The following is a 20,092-nucleotide window of genomic DNA, read 5'->3' as shown; positions in this document are numbered from 1 at the left end:
CACCAAGCACACGCTCGCCCTCACCAACCGCGGCGACGCCACCACCGAGGACCTGCTGGCCCTGGCCCGCGAGGTCGTAGCCGGAGTCCGCGAGGCCTTCGGGATCACCCTGGTCAACGAACCGGTGATGGTGGGCGTCGGCCTGTAGGGCAGGCCGGGGCCTAGTACGCCACTCCCACGCCCTGCTTGACCGTTCCCTCGTCGTCGGCCATCGAGAGCATCGCGTGCGCGACGTCGGCGCGCGCGATGAAGCGCCCGCTGGACGGGAAGCCGCCCACGACGGTGCGGTAGCGGCCGGTGAGCGGCTTGTCCAGCAGGCGCGGCGGACGCACGGACGTCCAGTCCGTGCCGCTGCGGGCCAGTTCGGCCTCCATCTCGCGCAGATCGGCGTAGACGTCCTTGAGGACGGCGGACACCAGGCCCCGCATGACGCGGTCCAGCGGGCCCTCGTTCTCGGGCGCGGGGCCGACCGGACCGGCGCTGACCACGAGCAGCCGTCGTACGCCCTCCGCCTCCATGGCGCGCAGGACCGTACGGGTCAGCCGGGTGGCGATCCCGTCGTCCTTGCGGCCGCGCGGGCCCAGGCCGGACAGGACGGCGTCCCGGCCCCGGACGGCGGTACGCAGCTCCTCCGGGTCGGTGAGATCGGCCCGTACGACGTCCAGGCGGTCGCCGGTGACGGCGAGCCGGGCCGGGTCCCGTACGACGGCCGTGACCTCGTGACCGGCGTCCAGGGCCTGGCGGACGACTTCGCGGCCGATCCCGCCGGTGGCGCCGAAAACGGTGAGCTTCATGACGACTCCCGTGTGCGAGGAGGTGGGCGAGTATCCACTCACCGCTGTTGTCTCCTAGAGTGGGTAAGCACTCACTCACTCGTCAAGCCCGATTGGACGTGTTTCATGGAGCCGAGGCCGGCACGCGTGCGCATCCTCGACGCCGCCCACGAGCTGATGCTCACCGTGGGGCTCGCCCGGGCCACGACGAAGGAGATCGCCCGCGCGGCCGGCTGCTCCGAAGCCGCCCTCTACAAGTACTTCGCGAGCAAGGAGGAGCTGTTCGTGCGCGTGCTCACCGAGCGGCTGCCTCCGCTCACGCCCCTGCTCGGCAGCCTGGCCGCCGAACCGGCGTGGGGCACGCTGGAGGAGAACCTCACCGAGATCGCCCGCCAGGCCGCCCTCTTCTATGAGCAGAGCTTCCCGATCGCCGCCTCCTTGTACGCCGAGACCCAGCTCAAGCGGCGGTACGACGACGGGCTGCGCACCCTCGGCTCCGGGCCGCACATACCCATCCAGGGCCTGGACGCCTACCTGCGGGCCGAACGGGACGCCGGCCGCGTCCGCGCCGACGCCGACACCTTCGCGGCCGCCTCGCTCCTGCTCGGGGCCTGCGCCCAGCGGGCCTTCGCCTACGACGCGACCGCGACGGGGGAGCGGCCGCCCGTGGACGACTTCGCCGCCCGGCTCGCCAGGACACTGCTGGGCGGAATCTCCGCCCCCGAGGGGCCCGGGGACCCGCGACCCTGATGCCATGAGGCAGCACCTGTGCGGCTACGCCGGCACCGCGCGGGACGCCGCCGCCCGGCGCGCTCGCCGCGGCCGGGCCGACTTCCGCGAGGCGCTGCGGCACGCCACGCACGCGCGTCCTTCTGCCCTGTCCGCCCTGCCGCCGCTTCACGCGGCCGGGCGGACCAGCCACTCGTCGATGCCGGCCAGCAGCCGCGCCCTGACGTCGGCCGGGGCGGCCGAGCCCCGTACCGACTGGCGGGCCAGTTCCGCGAGTTCCGCGTCCGAGAAGCCGTGGGCGTGGCGGGCGATCTCGTACTGGGCGGCGAGCCGGGAGCCGAACAGCAGCGGGTCGTCGGCGCCGAGCGCCATCGGGACGCCGGCCTGGAAGAACGTGCGCAGCGGCACGTCCTCGGGCTTCTCGTAGACGCCGAGGGCCACGTTCGACGCCGGGCACACCTCGCAGGTCACCTGCCGGTCGGCCAGCCGCTTCAGCAGCCGCGCGTCCTCAGCCGCCCGCACCCCGTGCCCGATCCGCGAGGCGTGCAGGTCGTCCAGGCAGTCCCGGACCGAGGCCGGACCGGTCAGCTCGCCCCCGTGCGGGGCCGACAGCAGGCCACCCTCGCGCGCGATGTGGAAGGCCCGGTCGAAGTCCCGCGCCATGCCCCGCCGCTCGTCGTTGGAGAGCCCGAAGCCGACCACGCCCCGGTCCGCGTAGCGCACCGCAAGGCGGGCGAGGGTGCGGGCGTCCAGCGGATGCTTCATGCGGTTGGCGGCCACCAGGACGCGCATGCCGAGGCCGGTCTCCCGCGCGGTGGCGTCCACCGCGTCCAGGATGATCTCCAGCGCCGGGATCAGACCGCCCAGACGGGGCGCGTACGACGTCGGGTCCACCTGGATCTCCAGCCAGCCCGAGCCGTCCTTCACGTCCTCCTCGGCGGCCTCCCGGACCAGCCGCTGGATGTCCTCCGGCCGACGCAGGCAGGAGCGGGCCGCGTCGTACAGCCGCTGGAAACGGAACCAGCCCCGTTCGTCGGTGGCCCGCAGCTTCGGCGGCTCGCCGCTGGTCAGCGCTTCCGTCAGGGCGTCGGGCAGGCGCACGCCGTACTTGTCGGCCAGTTCGAGCACGGTGCCCGGCCGCATCGAGCCGGTGAAGTGCAGGTGCAGATGGGCTTTCGGCAGCTCAGAGAGGTCACGTACACGCTCCATTCCCAGATCCTGCCGTACGTCCCCGCCGTCCCGGTAGCCGTTTCCCCGTACGTGGTCTTGCTCGCACACAGAAGCGGGCCGCCTCCCGGAGGGGAAACGGCCCGCTTCGCGCGCGCGTGGAGACCGGCGGGGACTAGTCCCGCGCCTCCGCCAGCAGCTTCTGGATGCGGCTCACGCCCTCGACGAGGTCCTCGTCGCCGAGCGCGTACGACAGCCGCAGGTAGCCCGGCGTGCCGAAGGCCTCGCCCGGGACGACCGCGACCTCGGCCTCCTCCAGGATCAGCGCGGCCAGCTCGACCGTGTCCTGCGGACGCTTGCCGCGGATCTCCTTGCCGAGGAGGGCCTTGACCGAGGGGTAGGCGTAGAACGCGCCCTCGGGCTCCGGGCAGACCACGCCGTCGATCTCGTTGAGCATCCGCACGATGGTCTTGCGGCGCCGGTCGAAGGCCTCGCGCATCTTCGCCACGGCCTCCAGGCCGCCGGAGACGGCGGCCAGGGCGGCGACCTGCGCCACGTTGGAGACGTTCGAGGTGGCGTGCGACTGGAGGTTGGTCGCGGCCTTGACGACGTCCTTCGGGCCGATGACCCAGCCCACACGCCAGCCGGTCATGGCGTACGTCTTCGCCACGCCGTTGACCACGATGCACTTGTCGCGCAGCTCCGGCAGGAGCGCCGGCAGCGACACGGACACGGCGTCGCCGTAGACCAGGTGCTCGTAGATCTCGTCGGTCAGCACCCACAGGCCGTGCTCGACGGCCCAGCGGCCGATCGCCTCGGTCTCGGCCTCGGAGTACACCGCGCCGGTGGGGTTGGACGGGGAGACGAAGAGCACGACCTTCGTCTTGTCGGTACGCGCGGCCTCCAGCTGCTCGACCGAGACCCGGTAGCCGGTGGTCTCGTCGGCCACGACCTCCACCGGCACACCGCCGGCGAGACGGATCGACTCCGGGTACGTCGTCCAGTAGGGCGCGGGCACGATGACCTCGTCGCCCGGGTCGAGGATGGCGGCGAACGCCTCGTAGATGGCCTGCTTGCCGCCGTTGGTGACCAGGACCTGCGAGACGTCGGGCTCCCAGCCGGAGTCGCGCAGCGTCTTCGCGGCGATCGCGGCCTTCAGCTCGGGCAGGCCGCCGGCCGGGGTGTAGCGGTGGTACTTCGGGTTCTTGCAGGCCTCGATCGCGGCCTCGACGATGTAGTCGGGGGTCGGGAAGTCCGGCTCACCGGCGCCGAAGCCGATCACCGGCCGCCCGGCGGCCTTCAGGGCCTTGGCCTTGGCGTCCACGGCGAGGGTGGCGGACTCGGAGATCGCGCCGACTCGGGCGGAGACCCGGCGCTCGGTGGGAGGGGTTGCAGCGCTCATGGAGCCCATGCTTCCAGACCGGAAATCTCCCGGGCACATGGGTTTCACAGACTGAACAGCAACGGGTCGAGGCGTGAACACGGGTGCGAATCCGGTCCCCGGCCAGGACGATCTTTGGCCGCAGGGCCCCGGACGGGCGCTTTCTGTTCGACGCCGGGCCGCGGACCACGTACACTCTCACCTCGTTGGCCTTCGGCGCCCGCTGTCCCACCAGGTGCACACCGAGCACCCGGTTGGATGCGGTACGTTGGGGGACACGCAAAGGGTCGTAGCTCAATTGGTAGAGCACCGGTCTCCAAAACCGGCGGTTGGGGGTTCAAGTCCCTCCGGCCCTGCTACACACACCGCCAGGATGTGTGCGCATGTACGTACAGCAATGCACCGCCGTGCGGCTCAGAAACCGGGCGCGGCACGGCCACGACCCGGGACCAGGTGAGGACTATGACGGACGCCGTGGGCTCCATCGACACGCCTGACGCCCAGGACGAGGTGCCGGAGTCCAAGAAGGCCCGCAAGGGCGGCAAGCGTGCCAAGAAGGGCCCGCTGAAGCGCCTCGCCACCTTCTACCGCCAGATCGTCGCGGAACTCCGTAAGGTCGTCTGGCCGACCCGCAATCAGCTGACGTCGTACACCACCGTGGTGATCTTCTTCGTCGCCATCATGATCGCCCTGGTGACCGTGATTGACTATGGACTCAACCACGCGGCCAAGTACGTCTTCGGCTGAGGCAAGAGCGAAGGGCGCCGTGGCACCGGCGCCCGTTTTCGCATGTTCCACCCCTATGTATCCAGGAAGAAGCAGCCATCGTGTCTGACCCGAACCTGAACGACGACGCCACCGAGTCTCGCGGGAACGCTGCCGAGATGGTGGACGACGAGCTCGACATCGTCGAGGGCGCGGACGAGCAGGACGAGTTCGAGGCTGCCGAGGCCGAGTCGGGCGAGCCGGCCGAGGAGGCCGCGCTGCACGCCGAGGACGAGGGCGACGACGCCGAGGAGGCCACCGACGAGGAGGCCGCCGTCGCAGAGGCCGTCGAGGAAGAGCCGGCCGCCCCGGTCGACCCCATCCAGGCCCTGCGCGAGGAACTGCGGTCCCTGCCCGGCGAGTGGTACGTCATCCACACCTACGCCGGTTACGAGAACCGCGTGAAGACCAACCTGGAGCAGCGCGCCGTCTCGCTGAACGTCGAGGACTACATCTTCCAGGCCGAGGTGCCGCAGGAAGAGGTCGTCCAGATCAAGAACGGCGACCGCAAGACGATCAAGCAGAACAAGCTGCCGGGTTACGTCCTGGTCCGCATGGACCTGACCAACGAGTCCTGGGGCGTCGTCCGCAACACCCCGGGCGTCACCGGCTTCGTCGGCAACGCCTACGACCCGTACCCGCTGACCCTGGACGAGATCGTCAAGATGCTCGCTCCGGAGGCCGAGGAGAAGGCCGCCCGCGAGGCCGCCGAGGCCGAGGGCAAGCCCGCCCCGCAGCGCAAGGTCGAGGTCCAGGTGCTGGACTTCGAGGTCGGCGACTCGGTCACCGTCACCGACGGCCCGTTCGCCACGCTGCAGGCGACCATCAACGAGATCAACCCCGACTCGAAGAAGGTCAAGGGCCTGGTCGAGATCTTCGGCCGCGAGACCCCGGTCGAGCTGTCCTTCGACCAGATCCAGAAGAACTAGTTCCTCGCGGAACGGGTTCCGGAACCGGTTCCTTCTGGACGTAACGCTTCCGAGCAGGTCAGGCGGGCTGCCTCAGCCGGTCTGACCTGCTCGGTTTTAGGCCGCGCATCTATACCCGTTATCGTTGTGCGGTATGCCTGCGTCAGGGTCGCGATCCTCGCGCGGGCATGGACCCGAATGAAAGGACCCGGAGAGCAATGCCTCCCAAGAAGAAGAAGGTCACGGGGCTCATCAAGCTCCAGATCAACGCCGGTGCGGCGAACCCGGCTCCGCCGGTCGGCCCCGCGCTGGGTCAGCACGGCGTCAACATCATGGAGTTCTGCAAGGCCTACAACGCCGCGACCGAGTCGCAGCGTGGCTGGGTCATCCCGGTGGAGATCACGGTCTACGAGGACCGTTCCTTCACCTTCGTGACCAAGACGCCGCCGGCCGCGAAGATGATCCTCAAGGCCGCGGGTGTCGAGAAGGGCTCCGGCGAGCCGCACAAGACCAAGGTCGCCAAGATCACCGAGGCGCAGGTCCGCGAGATCGCCCAGACCAAGATGCCCGACCTCAACGCCAACGACCTGGACGCCGCGTCGAAGATCATCGCCGGCACCGCCCGCTCCATGGGCATCACGGTCGAGGGCTGAACCCCACCCCAGCAGTCAATGCGGCCGTGACCGGTCGCACGTGGCAGGGCCTGCTCGGCCCAGGTACCACGACTCCTTTCAGAACACACAGGAGCAAGTTGTGAGCAAGCGCAGCAAGGCTCTCCGCGCTGCGGACGCCAAGGTCGACCGGGAGAAGCTGTACGCCCCGCTCGAGGCCGTCCGTCTCGCCAAGGAGACCTCCACGACCAAGTTCGACGGCACCGTCGAGGTCGCCTTCCGCCTGGGTGTCGACCCGCGCAAGGCCGACCAGATGGTCCGTGGCACCGTTAACCTTCCGCACGGCACCGGTAAGACCGCCCGGGTCCTGGTCTTCGCGACCGGCGACCGTGCCGAGGCCGCGCGTGCCGCGGGCGCCGACATCGTCGGCGCCGACGAGCTGATCGACGAGGTGGCGAAGGGCCGTCTGGACTTCGACGCCGTCGTCGCCACCCCGGACCTCATGGGCAAGGTCGGTCGCCTCGGCCGCGTCCTCGGCCCGCGTGGTCTGATGCCGAACCCGAAGACCGGCACCGTCACCCCCGACACCGCCAAGGCCGTCACCGAGATCAAGGGCGGCAAGATCGAGTTCCGCGTCGACAAGCACTCGAACCTGCACTTCATCATCGGCAAGTCGTCCTTCGACGACAGCAAGCTGGTGGAGAACTACGGCGCCGCGCTGGAGGAGATCCTCCGTCTGAAGCCGTCCGCCGCCAAGGGTCGCTACATCAAGAAGGCCGCCATCAGCACCACGATGGGCCCCGGCATCCCGATCGACCCGAACCGCACCCGCAACCTCCTCGTCGAGGAGGACCCGGCCGCCGTCTGAGCCTCCCGCTCACCCCGGTAGCCGCGTCGGGCACGCGTCACTGAAAGGGCGGGCCCTGCAACCTTCACGGTGCAGGGCCCGTCCTTTCTTTGTGCGACCTTTCGCACGACTGTCAGTGCCCTTGGCTACGGTGCGGGCACACGACTTGCATGGGGGTAGGACAGATGAAGAGCACGACGGCGCGCCGGGTGACCCTTTCCGTGGCGGTGGTCGCGGCACTGACCGGGGTGGCAGCCTGCGGCTCCTCGAGCTCCGGGAAGGGCGGCAAGACGGTCGGCCAGGGCGCGATCCACCTCAGCCCCCTCGCCGCACTGCGCACCGCCGAGCAGTCCACCGACAAGGCGGTCTCGGCCCGGGTGCGCTCCACCACGTCCGTCGGCGACGTGATGTCGATGACGGCGAACGGCGCCCTCACCTGGGGCGACGGCCTCAAGGGCAACCTCACCATCACGTACACCGGCGGCAAGATGGCCGACATGATGCGCCAGGCCGGCACGGCGAAGATGGAGGCCCGCTACCTCCCGGACGCCTACTACGCGCACATGAGCGACACCTTCGCCCAGCACACCGGCGGCAAGCACTGGCTCAAGTACTCGTACGACGACCTCGCCAAGCTCAGCGGCGCCTCCGGCTCGTACATGAAGGACCAGCTGCAGAACTCCACGCCCAACCAGTCCGTGAAGATGCTGCTGGCCTCCGGTGACGTGAAGAAGGTCGGCGAGGAGACGGTCTCCGGCGCCCACACCACGCACTACTCGGGCACCGTGAACGTCGCCGCCCTCGCGGGCAAGAGCAGCAACCTCAGCGCGGACCAGATGTCGGCCCTGAAGAAGCAGCTCAGCCAGGCGGGCGTCACCACCGACACCATCGACATCTGGATCAACGACCAGAACCTGCTGGTGAAGAAGTCCGAGAAGGCCGACACGGCGAACGGCGCCATGAACAGCACCGCCTACTACAGCGACTACGGCGTGAAGGTCTCCGCCGAGGCGCCCCCGGCCGGTGACACCGTCGACTTCGCGAAGATGCTGAAGTCCGGCGACTCCCCGGTGGGCAGCAGCACCGGCTCGGGCACCGTCGGCGGCACCTCTTGAGACCGGAGGAACCCCGAAGGTCCCCGAGGGACGCCCCCGATCCTGCCGACGCGCCGACCGCGCACCGGCACGGCGCTCCTCGGGGCCACGAAGACGCCTCCGTGGGTGCCTCTCGCCGCGTTCCTCGTCCTCACCGCGGCGACCGGCTGCGACGGTGAACACGACGCCGGCCACGGCCGTCGACAAGGCCCCTCGCAGGCCCGTCGGCGGCCGTTCGGGCTGACAGCTGGTCGAGCTACCCAGCCCCCGCGCAGGCCCGGGCGGAAGGACCACGGCTGTGCCCCGTGCCGGCCGCTCACGGGTCGATTTGCTCGGCGGCGCCCCGGTCACGTACTCTCTTGCAGAAGCCAAAGACCGCTGGTCGTTGCCGTGCGCTCGAATGAGGGTGCGGTGGCCGAAGGATCCGCTGAAAAGTGGACGACCCGCGCAGGTGACAGTGGAAGAACTCCCGGAGTGCGCGCGCCGAGCGCGTGTGCGGCCGGTCGAGTCCGCCCCGTGCGCCTGTGCCCGGGGCGTTTCGTTTTTCCCAGTCCTCCTTCGGGTCCGCGCGGTCAGAATCACCCGGAAGGAGGCCGAGGCTCTATGGCGAGGCCCGACAAGGCTGCCGCAGTGGCCGAGTTGACGGAGCAGTTCCGCAACTCCAACGCTGCCGTGCTGACCGAGTACCGCGGTCTCACCGTGGCGCAGCTCAAGAATCTGCGCCGGTCGCTCGGTGAGAACGCCCAGTACGCCGTGGTGAAGAACACGCTGACCAAGATTGCGGCCAACGAGGCCGGGATCACGACGCTGGACGACCTGTTCAACGGTCCGACGGCTGTCGCCTTCGTCACCGGTGACCCGGTGGAGTCGGCGAAGGGTCTCCGTGACTTCGCCAAGGACAACCCGAATCTCGTCATCAAGGGCGGTGTCCTGGAGGGCAAGGCCCTCTCCGCCGACGAGATCAAGAAGCTTGCGGACCTCGAGTCCCGCGAGGTTCTGCTCTCCAAGCTGGCGGGTGCCTTCAAGGGCAAGCAGTCCCAGACTGCTCAGCTCTTCCAGGCGCTTCCCTCGAAGCTCGTCCGCACCGTGGACGCCCTTCGCGCCAAGCAGGACGAGCAGGGCGGTGCCGAGTAATTCGGCTCGCTTTCTGACCTTGGCCGCCTAGCCGGCCCGGGTCGCAGCGGGCCGACGTACGCCCGCCACACCCAGTACATCCGGCACCTGCCGAATTAGTGGAAGGATCGCCCATCATGGCGAAGCTCAGCCAGGAAGACCTGCTCGCGCAGTTCGAGGAGATGACCCTCATCGAGCTCTCCGAGTTCGTGAAGGCGTTCGAGGAGAAGTTCGACGTCACCGCCGCCGCCGCGGTCGCCGTCGCCGGTCCGGCCGGTCCGGCCGCCCCGGCCGAGGCCGTCGAGGAGAAGGACGAGTTCGACGTCGTCCTCACCGGCGCCGGCGAGAAGAAGATCCAGGTCATCAAGGTCGTGCGTGAGCTGACCTCCCTGGGCCTGAAGGAGGCCAAGGACCTCGTCGACGGCACCCCGAAGCCGGTCCTCGAGAAGGTCAACAAGGAAGCCGCCGACAAGGCCGCCGAGGCCCTCAAGGGCGCCGGCGCCTCCGTCGAGGTCAAGTAACACCTCCCGGGCCTCCAGGGCCCGGACGCGCGCCGAGAACGGCCCTGCGGGGCTGTAACGCGACCGCACCGAAGAGCGATCATCCATCCGGGTGGTCGCTCTTCGGCGTGTTCGGAGGGCCGACCGCGGTTGCCTTGCACTCGCCACGGCGAGCGGTATGGTGATCTTCGTCGTGCCTCCGGACGGCCCGGTTCCGGTGGGAGGCCCTTGACGAACCGCACGCAGCGCGCAATTCTCAGGACGCGTCGTCACAAGGATCCGAATCCGAGGCATGGATCGACGGCGAAGAGGGCAGTATCAACGTGCGTTGAGGGCAGCATGCCGAGGGCGTCGAGAAGAGCGGTGAGCACAGCGAGGGTCTCGAAAAACCCGCACTGGACATCAGTGTGCCAAGTGGCTACACTGACCCTTTGCGCTGCCTGTTAGCTGTCCCCTGCCCGTCACCAGGGGTCTGCCCTCACTCGAGCACCGACGACCGAAGCTACCCTGACCTGGGGTTTCCGTCTTTGTGCGCGGGGGAGGGGCCGGCACGCGCGTAGTGAGTCCGAGCCCTCGGAAGGACCCCCTCTTGGCCGCCTCGCGCAATGCCTCGACCGCGAATACGAACAACGGCGCCAGCACCGCCCCGCTGCGCATTTCCTTTGCAAAGATCAAGGAGCCTCTCGAGGTTCCGAACCTGCTCGCGCTGCAGACCGAGAGCTTTGACTGGCTGCTCGGCAACACCGCTTGGCAGAGTCGGGTCGAGGAGGCTCTGGAGAACGGTCAGGACGTCCCCACCAAGTCCGGTCTGGAGGAGATCTTCGAGGAGATCTCCCCGATCGAGGACTTCTCCGGGTCGATGTCCCTGACGTTCCGGGACCACCGCTTCGAGCCGCCGAAGAACTCGATCGACGAGTGCAAGGAGCGCGACTTCACGTACGCGGCCCCGCTCTTCGTCACCGCCGAGTTCACCAACAACGAGACCGGTGAGATCAAGTCCCAGACGGTCTTCATGGGTGACTTCCCGCTCATGACGAACAAGGGCACCTTCGTCATCAACGGCACCGAGCGTGTCGTGGTGTCTCAGCTGGTCCGTTCCCCCGGTGTCTACTTCGACTCCACCATCGACAAGACGTCCGACAAGGACATCTTCTCCGCCAAGATCATCCCGTCCCGGGGTGCCTGGCTGGAGATGGAGATCGACAAGCGCGACATGGTCGGTGTCCGCATCGACCGCAAGCGCAAGCAGTCGGTCACCGTGCTGCTGAAGGCTCTCGGCTGGACGACCGAGCAGATCCTCGAGGAGTTCGGCGACTACGAGTCGATGCGCGCCACCCTGGAGAAGGACCACACCCAGGGCCAGGACGACGCGCTGCTGGACATCTACCGCAAGCTGCGTCCGGGCGAGCCCCCCACGCGTGAGGCCGCGCAGACGCTCCTTGAGAACCTCTACTTCAACCCGAAGCGCTACGACCTCGCCAAGGTCGGCCGTTACAAGGTCAACAAGAAGCTGGGTGCGGACGCTCCGCTCGACGCGGGCATCCTGACCGTCGAGGACATCATCTCGACGATCAAGTACCTGGTGCAGCTGCACGCCGGCGAGACCGAGACCACCGGGGACAACGGCGACGCGATCGTCGTCGAGACCGACGACATCGACCACTTCGGCAACCGTCGTCTGCGCAGCGTCGGCGAGCTCATCCAGAACCAGGTCCGCACGGGTCTGGCGCGTATGGAGCGTGTCGTCCGCGAGCGCATGACGACCCAGGACGTCGAGGCGATCACGCCGCAGACCCTGATCAACATCCGGCCGGTCGTCGCCTCCATCAAGGAGTTCTTCGGCACCAGCCAGCTGTCGCAGTTCATGGACCAGAACAACCCGCTGTCGGGTCTCACCCACAAGCGCCGCCTGTCGGCTCTTGGCCCGGGTGGTCTCTCCCGTGAGCGGGCCGGCTTCGAGGTCCGAGACGTGCACCCCTCGCACTACGGCCGCATGTGCCCGATCGAGACGCCCGAAGGCCCGAACATCGGTCTGATCGGCTCGCTCGCCTCCTACGGCCGGGTCAACGCGTTCGGTTTCGTCGAGACCCCGTACCGCAAGGTCATCGACGGCCAGGTCACCGACGAGGTCGACTACCTGACCGCCGACGAGGAGGACCGCTTCGTCATCGCGCAGGCCAACGCCACGCTCAACGACGACCTGCGCTTCGCCGAGGCCCGCGTGCTCGTCCGCCGTCGTGGCGGCGAGGTCGACTACGTCGGCCCCGAGGACGTGGACTACATGGACGTCTCGCCGCGCCAGATGGTGTCGGTCGCGACCGCCATGATCCCCTTCCTCGAGCACGACGACGCCAACCGTGCCCTCATGGGCGCGAACATGATGCGTCAGGCCGTGCCGCTGATTAAGTCGGAGGCCCCGCTCGTCGGCACCGGCATGGAGTACCGCTCCGCCGTCGACGCCGGCGACGTGGTCAAGGCCGAGAAGGCGGGTGTGGTCCAGGAGGTCTCCGCGGACTACATCACCACGGCCAACGACGACGGCACGTACATCACGTACCGCCTGCACAAGTTCGCCCGGTCCAACCAGGGCACCTCGGTCAACCAGAAGGTCGTCGTCAACGAGGGCGACCGGATCATCGAGGGCCAGGTCCTCGCCGACGGCCCGGCCACCGAGAACGGTGAGATGGCCCTCGGCAAGAACCTGCTCGTGGCGTTCATGCCGTGGGAGGGTCACAACTACGAGGACGCGATCATCCTGTCGCAGCGCCTCGTGCAGGACGACGTCCTCTCCTCGATCCACATCGAGGAGCACGAGGTCGACGCCCGTGACACCAAGCTCGGCCCCGAGGAGATCACCCGGGACATCCCGAACGTCTCCGAGGAGGTCCTCGCCGACCTCGACGAGCGCGGCATCATCCGTATCGGTGCCGAGGTCGTCGCCGGCGACATCCTCGTCGGCAAGGTCACGCCCAAGGGTGAGACCGAGCTGACGCCGGAGGAGCGCCTGCTGCGCGCGATCTTCGGTGAGAAGGCCCGTGAGGTCCGTGACACCTCGCTGAAGGTGCCGCACGGTGAGATCGGCAAGATCATCGGCGTGCGCGTCTTCGACCGTGAGGAGGGCGACGAGCTTCCCCCGGGTGTGAACCAGCTGGTGCGCGTGTACGTGGCGCAGAAGCGCAAGATCACCGACGGTGACAAGCTCGCCGGCCGTCACGGCAACAAGGGTGTCATCTCCAAGATCCTGCCGATCGAGGACATGCCGTTCCTGGAGGACGGCACCCCGGTCGACATCATCCTCAACCCGCTGGGTGTGCCGTCCCGAATGAACCCGGGACAGGTCCTGGAGATCCACCTCGGCTGGCTCGCCAGCCGCGGCTGGGACGTCTCCGGCCTCGCGGAGGAGTGGGCGCAGCGTCTGCAGGCCATCGGCGCCGACCAGGTCGCCCCCGGCACCAACGTCGCCACCCCGGTCTTCGACGGTGCCCGCGAGGACGAGCTGGCGGGTCTGCTGCAGCACACCATCCCGAACCGGGACGGCGAGCGCATGGTGCTCCCGACCGGTAAGGCGCGGCTGTTCGACGGCCGTAGCGGTGAGCCGTTCCCGGACCCGATCTCGGTCGGCTACATGTACATCCTGAAGCTGCACCACCTGGTCGACGACAAGCTGCACGCCCGCTCGACCGGTCCGTACTCGATGATCACCCAGCAGCCGCTGGGTGGTAAGGCGCAGTTCGGTGGCCAGCGCTTCGGTGAGATGGAGGTGTGGGCACTCGAGGCCTACGGCGCCGCGTACGCCCTCCAGGAACTGCTGACCATCAAGTCCGACGACGTCACCGGCCGCGTGAAGGTCTACGAGGCCATCGTCAAGGGCGAGAACATCCCCGAGCCCGGCATCCCCGAGTCCTTCAAGGTCCTCATCAAGGAGATGCAGTCGCTCTGCCTGAACGTGGAGGTGCTGTCCAGCGACGGTATGTCCATCGAGATGCGTGACACCGACGAGGACGTCTTCCGCGCTGCGGAGGAGCTCGGCATCGACCTGTCCCGGCGCGAGCCGAGCAGCGTCGAAGAGGTCTGACGGGAGTCCGGCGGGACCCTGACCCACAAGGGCCCCGCCGACCCCCAGGCCCCCGTTTCAGACCACAGACTTACGACCCTGAGAGGGATTGACGCATAGTGCTCGACGTCAACTTCTTCGACGAGCTCCGGATCGGCCTGGCCACCGCTGACGACATTCGCCAGTGGAGCCACGGTGAGGTCAAGAAGCCCGAGACCATCAACTACCGCACCCTCAAGCCCGAGAAGGACGGACTCTTCTGCGAGAAGATCTTCGGTCCGACCCGGGACTGGGAGTGCTACTGCGGCAAGTACAAGCGCGTCCGTTTCAAGGGCATCATCTGCGAGCGCTGTGGCGTCGAGGTCACGCGCGCCAAGGTGCGCCGTGAGCGGATGGGCCACATCGAACTGGCCGCGCCCGTCACGCACATCTGGTACTTCAAGGGTGTCCCCTCGCGCCTCGGCTACCTGCTGGACCTGGCGCCCAAGGACCTCGAGAAGGTCATCTACTTCGCGGCGTACATGATCACGTACGTCGACGAGGAGCGCCGTACCCGCGACCTGCCCTCCCTGGAGGCGCATGTCTCGGTCGAGCGCCAGCAGATCGAGAACCGCCGCGACGCCGACCTGGAGGCCCGCGCCAAGAAGCTCGAGGCCGACCTGGCCGAGCTGGAGGCCGAGGGTGCCAAGGCCGACGTGCGCCGCAAGGTGCGCGAGGGCGCCGAGCGCGAGATGAAGCAGCTGCGCGACCGCGCGCAGCGCGAGATCGACCGTCTCGACGAGGTGTGGAACCGGTTCAAGAACCTCAAGGTCCAGGACCTCGAGGGCGACGAGCTGCTCTACCGCGAGCTGCGCGACCGCTTCGGCACGTACTTCGACGGCTCGATGGGTGCCGCGGCGCTGCAGAAGCGCCTGGAGTCCTTCGACCTCGAGGAGGAGGCCGAGAAGCTCCGCGAGATCATCCGCACCGGCAAGGGCCAGAAGAAGACCCGTGCGCTCAAGCGCCTGAAGGTCGTCTCCGCGTTCCTGCAGACGTCCAACAGCCCCAAGGGCATGGTCCTGGACTGCGTCCCGGTCATCCCGCCGGACCTGCGTCCGATGGTGCAGCTGGACGGTGGCCGCTTCGCGACCTCCGACCTGAACGACCTGTACCGCCGTGTGATCAACCGCAACAACCGTCTGAAGAGGCTCCTGGACCTCGGTGCCCCGGAGATCATCGTCAACAACGAGAAGCGCATGCTTCAGGAGGCTGTTGACGCCCTCTTCGACAACGGTCGTCGCGGTCGCCCGGTGACGGGCCCCGGCAACCGCCCGCTGAAGTCCCTCAGCGACATGCTGAAGGGCAAGCAGGGCCGTTTCCGTCAGAACCTGCTCGGCAAGCGAGTCGACTACTCGGCGCGTTCCGTCATCGTCGTCGGCCCGCAGCTGAAGCTGCACCAGTGCGGTCTGCCCAAGGCCATGGCCCTTGAGCTGTTCAAGCCGTTCGTGATGAAGCGCCTGGTCGACCTGAACCACGCGCAGAACATCAAGAGCGCCAAGCGCATGGTGGAGCGCGGCCGTACGGTCGTGTACGACGTCCTCGAAGAGGTCATCGCCGAGCACCCGGTCCTGCTGAACCGTGCTCCCACCCTGCACCGCCTCGGCATCCAGGCCTTCGAGCCGCAGCTGGTCGAGGGCAAGGCCATCCAGATCCACCCGCTCGTCTGCACCGCGTTCAACGCGGACTTCGACGGTGACCAGATGGCCGTGCACCTGCCGCTGTCCGCGGAGGCGCAGGCCGAGGCCCGCATCCTGATGCTGTCCTCGAACAACATCCTCAAGCCGGCCGACGGCCGTCCGGTGACGATGCCGACCCAGGACATGGTCCTCGGTCTGTTCTTCCTCACCACCGACGGCGAGCTGCGTGACACCAAGGGCGAGGGCCGGTCCTTCGGCTCCACGGCCGAGGCGATCATGGCGTTCGACGCCGGCGAGCTCGCGCTGCAGTCCGCGGTCGACATCCGCTTCCCGGTGGGCACCATCCCGCCGCGCGGCTGGACCCCGCCGGCGCAGGAGGAGGGCGAGCCGGAGTGGCAGCAGGGTGACACCTTCCGCCTGCGGACGACCCTGGGCCGCGCGCTCTTCAACGAGCTGCTGCCCGAGGACTACCCGTTCGTCGACTACTCGGTGGGCAAGAAGCAGCTCTCCGAGATCGTCAACGACCTGGCCGAGCGCTACCCCAAGGTCATCGTGGCGGCGACGCTCGACAACCTGAAGGCGGCGGGCTTCTACTGGGCGACCCGTTCCGGCGTCACCGTGGCCATCTCCGACGTCGTCGTTCCCGAGGCGAAGAAGGAGATCGTCAAGGGCTACGAGGCGCAGGACGAGAAGGTCCAGAAGCAGTACGAGCGCGGTCTGATCACCAAGGAAGAGCGCACTCAGGAGCTCATCGCGATCTGGACCAAGGCGACCAACGAGGTCGCCGAGGCGATGAACGAGAACTTCCCCAAGACGAACCCCATCTTCATGATGGTTGACTCGGGTGCCCGAGGAAACATGATGCAGATGCGTCAGATCGCCGGTATGCGTGGTCTGGTGTCGAACGCGAAGAACGAGACCATCCCGCGTCCGATCAAGGCCTCGTTCCGTGAGGGTCTGTCCGTGCTGGAGTACTTCATCTCCACGCACGGTGCCCGTAAGGGTCTGGCGGACACCGCTCTGCGTACCGCCGACTCGGGTTACCTCACCCGTCGTCTGGTCGACGTCTCCCAGGACGTCATCATCCGCGAGGAGGACTGCGGCACCGACCGTGGCCTCAAGCTCAAGATCGCGGTCCGCGAGGCGGACGGCGCGCTGCGCAAGGCGGACGACGTCGAGACGTCCGTGTACGCGCGCTGCCTCGCCGAGGACATCGTGGTCGACGGCCAGGTGCTGGCCCCGGCCGGCACCGACCTGGGCGACGTCCTCATCGAGGAGCTCGTCGGCCGTGGCGTCGAGGAGGTCAAGACCCGCTCGGTCCTGACCTGCGAGTCCGCCGTCGGTACCTGCGCGATGTGCTACGGCCGTTCGCTGGCCACCGGCAAGCTGGTCGACATCGGTGAGGCGGTCGGCATCATCGCCGCCCAGTCCATCGGTGAGCCCGGTACCCAGCTGACGATGCGTACCTTCCACACCGGTGGTGTGGCCGGTGACGACATCACCCAGGGTCTGCCGCGTGTCGTCGAGCTCTTCGAGGCCCGTACCCCGAAGGGTGTCGCCCCGATCTCCGAGGCCTCCGGCCGCGTGCGGATCGAGGAGACCGAGAAGACGAAGAAGCTCGTCGTCACCCCGGACGACGGCAGCGACGAGACGGCGTTCCCGATCTCGAAGCGCGCCAAGGTCCTGGTCCGCGAGGGCGACCACGTCGAGGTCGGCCAGCAGCTCACCGTGGGTGCCACCAACCCGCACGACGTGCTGCGCATCCTGGGTCAGCGTGCCGTCCAGGTCCACCTGGTCGGCGAGGTCCAGAAGGTCTACAACTCGCAGGGTGTGTCGATCCACGACAAGCACATCGAGATCATCATCCGGCAGATGCTCCGCCGCGTGACGATCATCGAGTCGGGCGACGCCGAGCTGCTGCCCGGTGAGCTGGTCGAGCGCTCGAAGTTCGAGACCGAGAACCGTCGTGTGGTCCAGGAGGGCGGTCACCCGGCCTCCGGTCGTCCGCAGCTGATGGGTATCACCAAGGCCTCGCTGGCGACGGAGTCCTGGCTGTCGGCCGCCTCCTTCCAGGAGACGACCCGAGTCCTGACGGACGCGGCGATCAACGCCAAGTCCGACAGCCTCATCGGCCTCAAGGAGAACGTCATCATCGGTAAGCTCATCCCGGCCGGTACGGGTCTGTCCCGCTACCGCAACATCCGGGTCGAGCCGACCGAGGAGGCCAAGGCCGCGATGTACTCGGCCGTCGGCTACGACGACATCGACTACTCGCCGTTCGGCACCGGCTCCGGCCAGGCCGTTCCGCTGGAGGACTACGACTACGGTCCGTACAACCAGTAAGCGAGCAGCATGAAGGGCGGCCACTCCATGACGGGGTGGCCGCCCTTCGGCGTGTCCGGGGAGCGTCAGCGGCGCAGGCCCAGATAGGGCTCCAGGGCGCTCAGCCGGGTGTGGTGGTCCGGGTGGGTGGACAGCAGTCTGGCCAGGGTTCCGGGTTCCTTGAACCGCTGGCCCTGCGCGGTCAGGGCCGCCTTCGTCGCGGCCTCCTCGGCCTGGAAGTGGTGCAGCACCTCGGCCAGGTGCCGGGCGAAGCCCAGCTCGGCGGCCTGCTGGTCGGCGCGCAGCTCGCCGCGCCGGCCCGCGTACGCCAGCAGGTACGGGGCGACCACGAGCGGGATCGTCACGTACCAGGCGGTGACGAACGCGGCGACGACCATCAGCCCCATGAAGAGGATCAGGAACCCGGTGGCCGCCATGGAGAAGACGCTGGCGACCGCGATCGCGAACCGGGCCAGCGCCCGGGTCACCGCCCAGGCGATGCGGCCGGGCAGCGAGTACCAGTAGCCGAGCAGACCGGCCCAGGCATGGCCGCCGGTGTGGTGTCCCAGCTCGTGCGCGAGTACGGCGGCCAGGTTGCTGCTCGGTATGCGGTTCAGGGAGTAGGTCGTGACGCCGACGACATGGCCGGCCACCGCCGCCGCGTTCAGCTCGTCGCTGTTCTCCACCATCAGCTCGTACGTGCCCGGCTCGATGCCCGCGCGGGCGGTCACCTCGTTCCAGACGGGCTCCAGCCGGGCCCGCTCCTCCTGGGTGGGCAGACGGAGCTTGAGCACGTGCCGGGCGAAGGCCAGCTCGGTCGGCCGGTGGAACACGAGCAGGCCGGAGGCGACCCAGGCGAGGATCACCAGCGTCCCCATGACGCTGCCGAGTATGCCGAGCGCGAGGGAGCTGACCAGGGCCAGGCTCACCAGGGCCCCGGGCAGCTGCACCGCCAGCCGCCCGATCGCCGTGGCGTCGGCCCCGCGCTGATGCTCGGCGACGTGCCGGCGCGCACCGAGGTGGCGGTAGTCGAGGTCGTCCGGAGCGGGCTCGGGGGCCTGCGGCGGAAGCGGCGCGGCGGACTGCGGGGGAGCGGGGTGGCCGGGGACGGCCTGGTGCGGCAGATGCGGAGGCAGCCCCGTGGCCGGTACCCCCGCGGCGCCGGCGGAGGCCCCCGCCGGAGCCGGCCCGCCCGGGTACGTCGGTGCCTGGGCCGGATAGGCCGGGGGCGCGGCGAGATGCGAGGCCGCCTCGGCCGGGTAGGCCGGGGGAGCGGTGGGGTGCCCCTGAGCGGTGGCGGGGTACTGCGGGGCGGCCGTGGGGTACGCGGGTCCGCCGGGGTACTGCGGCGGGGCGGCGGAGGGTGCTGCCGGGTACGGCGAGTGGCCCTGCTCGCCGGGGTACTGCGGCGGGACGGCGGGCGGTGCCGTCGGATACTGCGGAGCGGCCGTGGAGTGGGCGTGCTCGCCGGGATACTGCGGCGGCGCGGCGGGCGATGTCGTCGGGTGCTGCGGGGCGGCCGTGGGGTACGCGGGTCCGCCCGGGTACGGCGGTGGGCCGGAGGACGGTGCCGTGGGGTACGCGGGCTCGCCCGGGTACGGCGGCGGGGCGGCCGACGGCGCCGCCGGGTAGGCGGGCGGGGCCGGAACCGTGGCCTCGGGGCGCGGTGGCTCCGGGTACGGCGGTGGTGCGGACGTGTCCGGCGGCTGGGACATGAGCGGGGCTCCTTGGAGTACGGGGACGTCAGCCGATGAGCGTGGCGGTGGGCAGCAGCAGGGCGCCGGCGCAGAAGGCGATCAGGCCGGTACGGATCCACCGGTGCTTGGACGCGGCGATCCGGCTGTTCTCGGCGAGTGCGGCCAGCAGGCCGGCCGCGGGGTCCCGGTCGGTGTCGGCGAGCGCCTCGGCCAGCCGCCCCGCCCGTACCGCCTGGTGGATGTCGCCGAAGTAGCACAGCGGGCGTCCCTCGGCCCACGACCCCGAGCGATAGCGGGGCAGTACGGCGAGCAGCAGCGCGAGCAGCGACAGGGCCAGCCCCGTCGCCCCGGCCCACCACAGGCCGGTCCCGGGCGCGGAGAGCCGGCTCGGCGACCAGTCCCGCCCGGCGACCAGCCCGGTGAACACGCCGGCCGTCATGCCCAGTGCCGCCACC

15 protein-coding genes, 1 tRNA gene and 1 pseudogene are annotated in these 20,092 nt (G+C 69.0%); 12 read left to right on the top strand and 5 right to left on the bottom strand.

The annotated features are described in order from the left end of the window. Positions 1-148: pseudogene (locus tag ACWEN3_RS19295) on the top strand (UDP-N-acetylmuramate dehydrogenase); the annotation flags it as partial. Between the two features lie 13 nt (positions 149-161). Here the strand turns inward: ACWEN3_RS19295 and ACWEN3_RS19290 are convergent. Next, positions 162-794, bottom strand: a complete 633-nt coding sequence (locus ACWEN3_RS19290; protein WP_452972178.1) for an NAD(P)-dependent oxidoreductase — start codon at positions 792-794, stop codon at positions 162-164. Between the two features lie 105 nt (positions 795-899). Here ACWEN3_RS19290 and ACWEN3_RS19285 point away from each other — a divergent pair, with 105 nt between their 5' ends. After that, positions 900-1,523, top strand: a complete 624-nt coding sequence (locus ACWEN3_RS19285) for a TetR/AcrR family transcriptional regulator (RefSeq protein WP_452972176.1) — start codon at positions 900-902, stop codon at positions 1,521-1,523. 147 nt (positions 1,524-1,670) lie between these two features. Here the strand turns inward: ACWEN3_RS19285 and ACWEN3_RS19280 are convergent, their stop codons facing one another. Continuing rightward, on the bottom strand, positions 1,671-2,711 hold the full coding sequence (locus tag ACWEN3_RS19280) for an adenosine deaminase (RefSeq protein WP_452972173.1): 1,041 nt from the start codon (positions 2,709-2,711) through the stop codon (positions 1,671-1,673). Between the two features lie 133 nt (positions 2,712-2,844). Further along, the gene (locus ACWEN3_RS19275) at positions 2,845-4,071 is read right to left on the bottom strand and encodes a pyridoxal phosphate-dependent aminotransferase (protein ID WP_452972171.1); all 1,227 of its coding nucleotides are present in this window, start codon (positions 4,069-4,071) and stop codon (positions 2,845-2,847) included. Positions 4,072-4,333: 262 nt separating this feature from the next. Here ACWEN3_RS19275 and ACWEN3_RS19270 point away from each other — a divergent pair. The 10 genes from ACWEN3_RS19270 to ACWEN3_RS19225 all read left to right on the top strand — a co-directional run bounded on the left by ACWEN3_RS19270 (position 4,334) and on the right by ACWEN3_RS19225 (position 17,961). Beyond that, positions 4,334-4,406: transfer RNA gene (locus ACWEN3_RS19270), tRNA-Trp, on the top strand. Positions 4,407-4,512: 106 nt separating this feature from the next. Continuing rightward, on the top strand, positions 4,513-4,797 hold the full coding sequence (secE, locus tag ACWEN3_RS19265; RefSeq protein ID WP_452972168.1) for a preprotein translocase subunit SecE: 285 nt from the start codon (positions 4,513-4,515) through the stop codon (positions 4,795-4,797). Positions 4,798-4,877: 80 nt separating this feature from the next. After that, on the top strand, positions 4,878-5,744 hold the full coding sequence (nusG, locus tag ACWEN3_RS19260; RefSeq protein ID WP_452972166.1) for a transcription termination/antitermination protein NusG: 867 nt from the start codon (positions 4,878-4,880) through the stop codon (positions 5,742-5,744). A gap of 197 nt (positions 5,745-5,941) precedes the next feature. Then, entirely contained in the window at positions 5,942-6,376 is a 435-nt protein-coding gene (rplK, locus tag ACWEN3_RS19255) for a 50S ribosomal protein L11 (protein ID WP_031167035.1), read from the top strand. A gap of 100 nt (positions 6,377-6,476) precedes the next feature. Then, positions 6,477-7,202 (top strand): 50S ribosomal protein L1, encoded by a 726-nt coding sequence (gene rplA, locus ACWEN3_RS19250; RefSeq protein WP_452972164.1) that lies wholly within the window; start codon positions 6,477-6,479, stop codon positions 7,200-7,202. 164 nt (positions 7,203-7,366) lie between these two features. Beyond that, a complete protein-coding gene (locus ACWEN3_RS19245) occupies positions 7,367-8,296 on the top strand; it encodes a hypothetical protein (protein ID WP_452972161.1) in 930 nt (309 codons plus the stop codon). A gap of 582 nt (positions 8,297-8,878) precedes the next feature. Further along, positions 8,879-9,409, top strand: coding sequence for a 50S ribosomal protein L10 (rplJ, locus tag ACWEN3_RS19240; RefSeq protein ID WP_452972159.1), 531 nt, complete (start codon positions 8,879-8,881; stop codon positions 9,407-9,409). A gap of 116 nt (positions 9,410-9,525) precedes the next feature. Further along, positions 9,526-9,909, top strand: a complete 384-nt coding sequence (gene rplL / locus ACWEN3_RS19235) for a 50S ribosomal protein L7/L12 (protein WP_452972156.1) — start codon at positions 9,526-9,528, stop codon at positions 9,907-9,909. A 568-nt stretch (positions 9,910-10,477) separates the two neighbouring features. Beyond that, positions 10,478-13,963: a DNA-directed RNA polymerase subunit beta gene (gene rpoB / locus ACWEN3_RS19230; RefSeq protein WP_452972154.1), complete on the top strand. Its 3,486-nt coding sequence runs from the start codon at positions 10,478-10,480 to the stop codon at positions 13,961-13,963. A 98-nt stretch (positions 13,964-14,061) separates the two neighbouring features. Further along, positions 14,062-17,961, top strand: a complete 3,900-nt coding sequence (locus tag ACWEN3_RS19225) for a DNA-directed RNA polymerase subunit beta' (RefSeq protein WP_452972152.1) — start codon at positions 14,062-14,064, stop codon at positions 17,959-17,961. 65 nt (positions 17,962-18,026) lie between these two features. On the opposite strand, the gene ACWEN3_RS19220 is transcribed toward ACWEN3_RS19225, so the two are convergent. Beyond that, positions 18,027-19,655: a M48 family metalloprotease gene (locus ACWEN3_RS19220; protein ID WP_452972149.1), complete on the bottom strand. Its 1,629-nt coding sequence runs from the start codon at positions 19,653-19,655 to the stop codon at positions 18,027-18,029. Positions 19,656-19,683: 28 nt separating this feature from the next. Next, positions 19,684-20,092 (bottom strand): Pycsar system effector family protein (locus ACWEN3_RS19215; protein WP_452972147.1); only part of this gene is annotated, 409 nt, incomplete at its 5' end.

It is taken from the genome of Streptomyces sp. NPDC004561, from assembly GCF_053602155.1.
This window is presented reverse-complemented; position numbering and strand designations above follow the sequence as displayed.

Coding starts and splice junctions, on each gene's coding strand:
- rplJ (WP_452972159.1), top strand. CDS start 8,879: ATGGCGAGGCCCGACAAGGCTGCCGCAGTGGCCGAGTTGACGGAGCAG.
- rplL (WP_452972156.1), top strand. CDS start 9,526: ATGGCGAAGCTCAGCCAGGAAGACCTGCTCGCGCAGTTCGAGGAGATG.
- ACWEN3_RS19290 (WP_452972178.1), bottom strand. CDS start 794: ATGAAGCTCACCGTTTTCGGCGCCACCGGCGGGATCGGCCGCGAAGTC.
- ACWEN3_RS19285 (WP_452972176.1), top strand. CDS start 900: ATGGAGCCGAGGCCGGCACGCGTGCGCATCCTCGACGCCGCCCACGAG.
- rplK (WP_031167035.1), top strand. CDS start 5,942: ATGCCTCCCAAGAAGAAGAAGGTCACGGGGCTCATCAAGCTCCAGATC.
- ACWEN3_RS19245 (WP_452972161.1), top strand. CDS start 7,367: ATGAAGAGCACGACGGCGCGCCGGGTGACCCTTTCCGTGGCGGTGGTC.
- ACWEN3_RS19220 (WP_452972149.1), bottom strand. CDS start 19,655: ATGTCCCAGCCGCCGGACACGTCCGCACCACCGCCGTACCCGGAGCCA.
- secE (WP_452972168.1), top strand. CDS start 4,513: ATGACGGACGCCGTGGGCTCCATCGACACGCCTGACGCCCAGGACGAG.
- ACWEN3_RS19275 (WP_452972171.1), bottom strand. CDS start 4,071: ATGAGCGCTGCAACCCCTCCCACCGAGCGCCGGGTCTCCGCCCGAGTC.
- ACWEN3_RS19280 (WP_452972173.1), bottom strand. CDS start 2,711: ATGGAGCGTGTACGTGACCTCTCTGAGCTGCCGAAAGCCCATCTGCAC.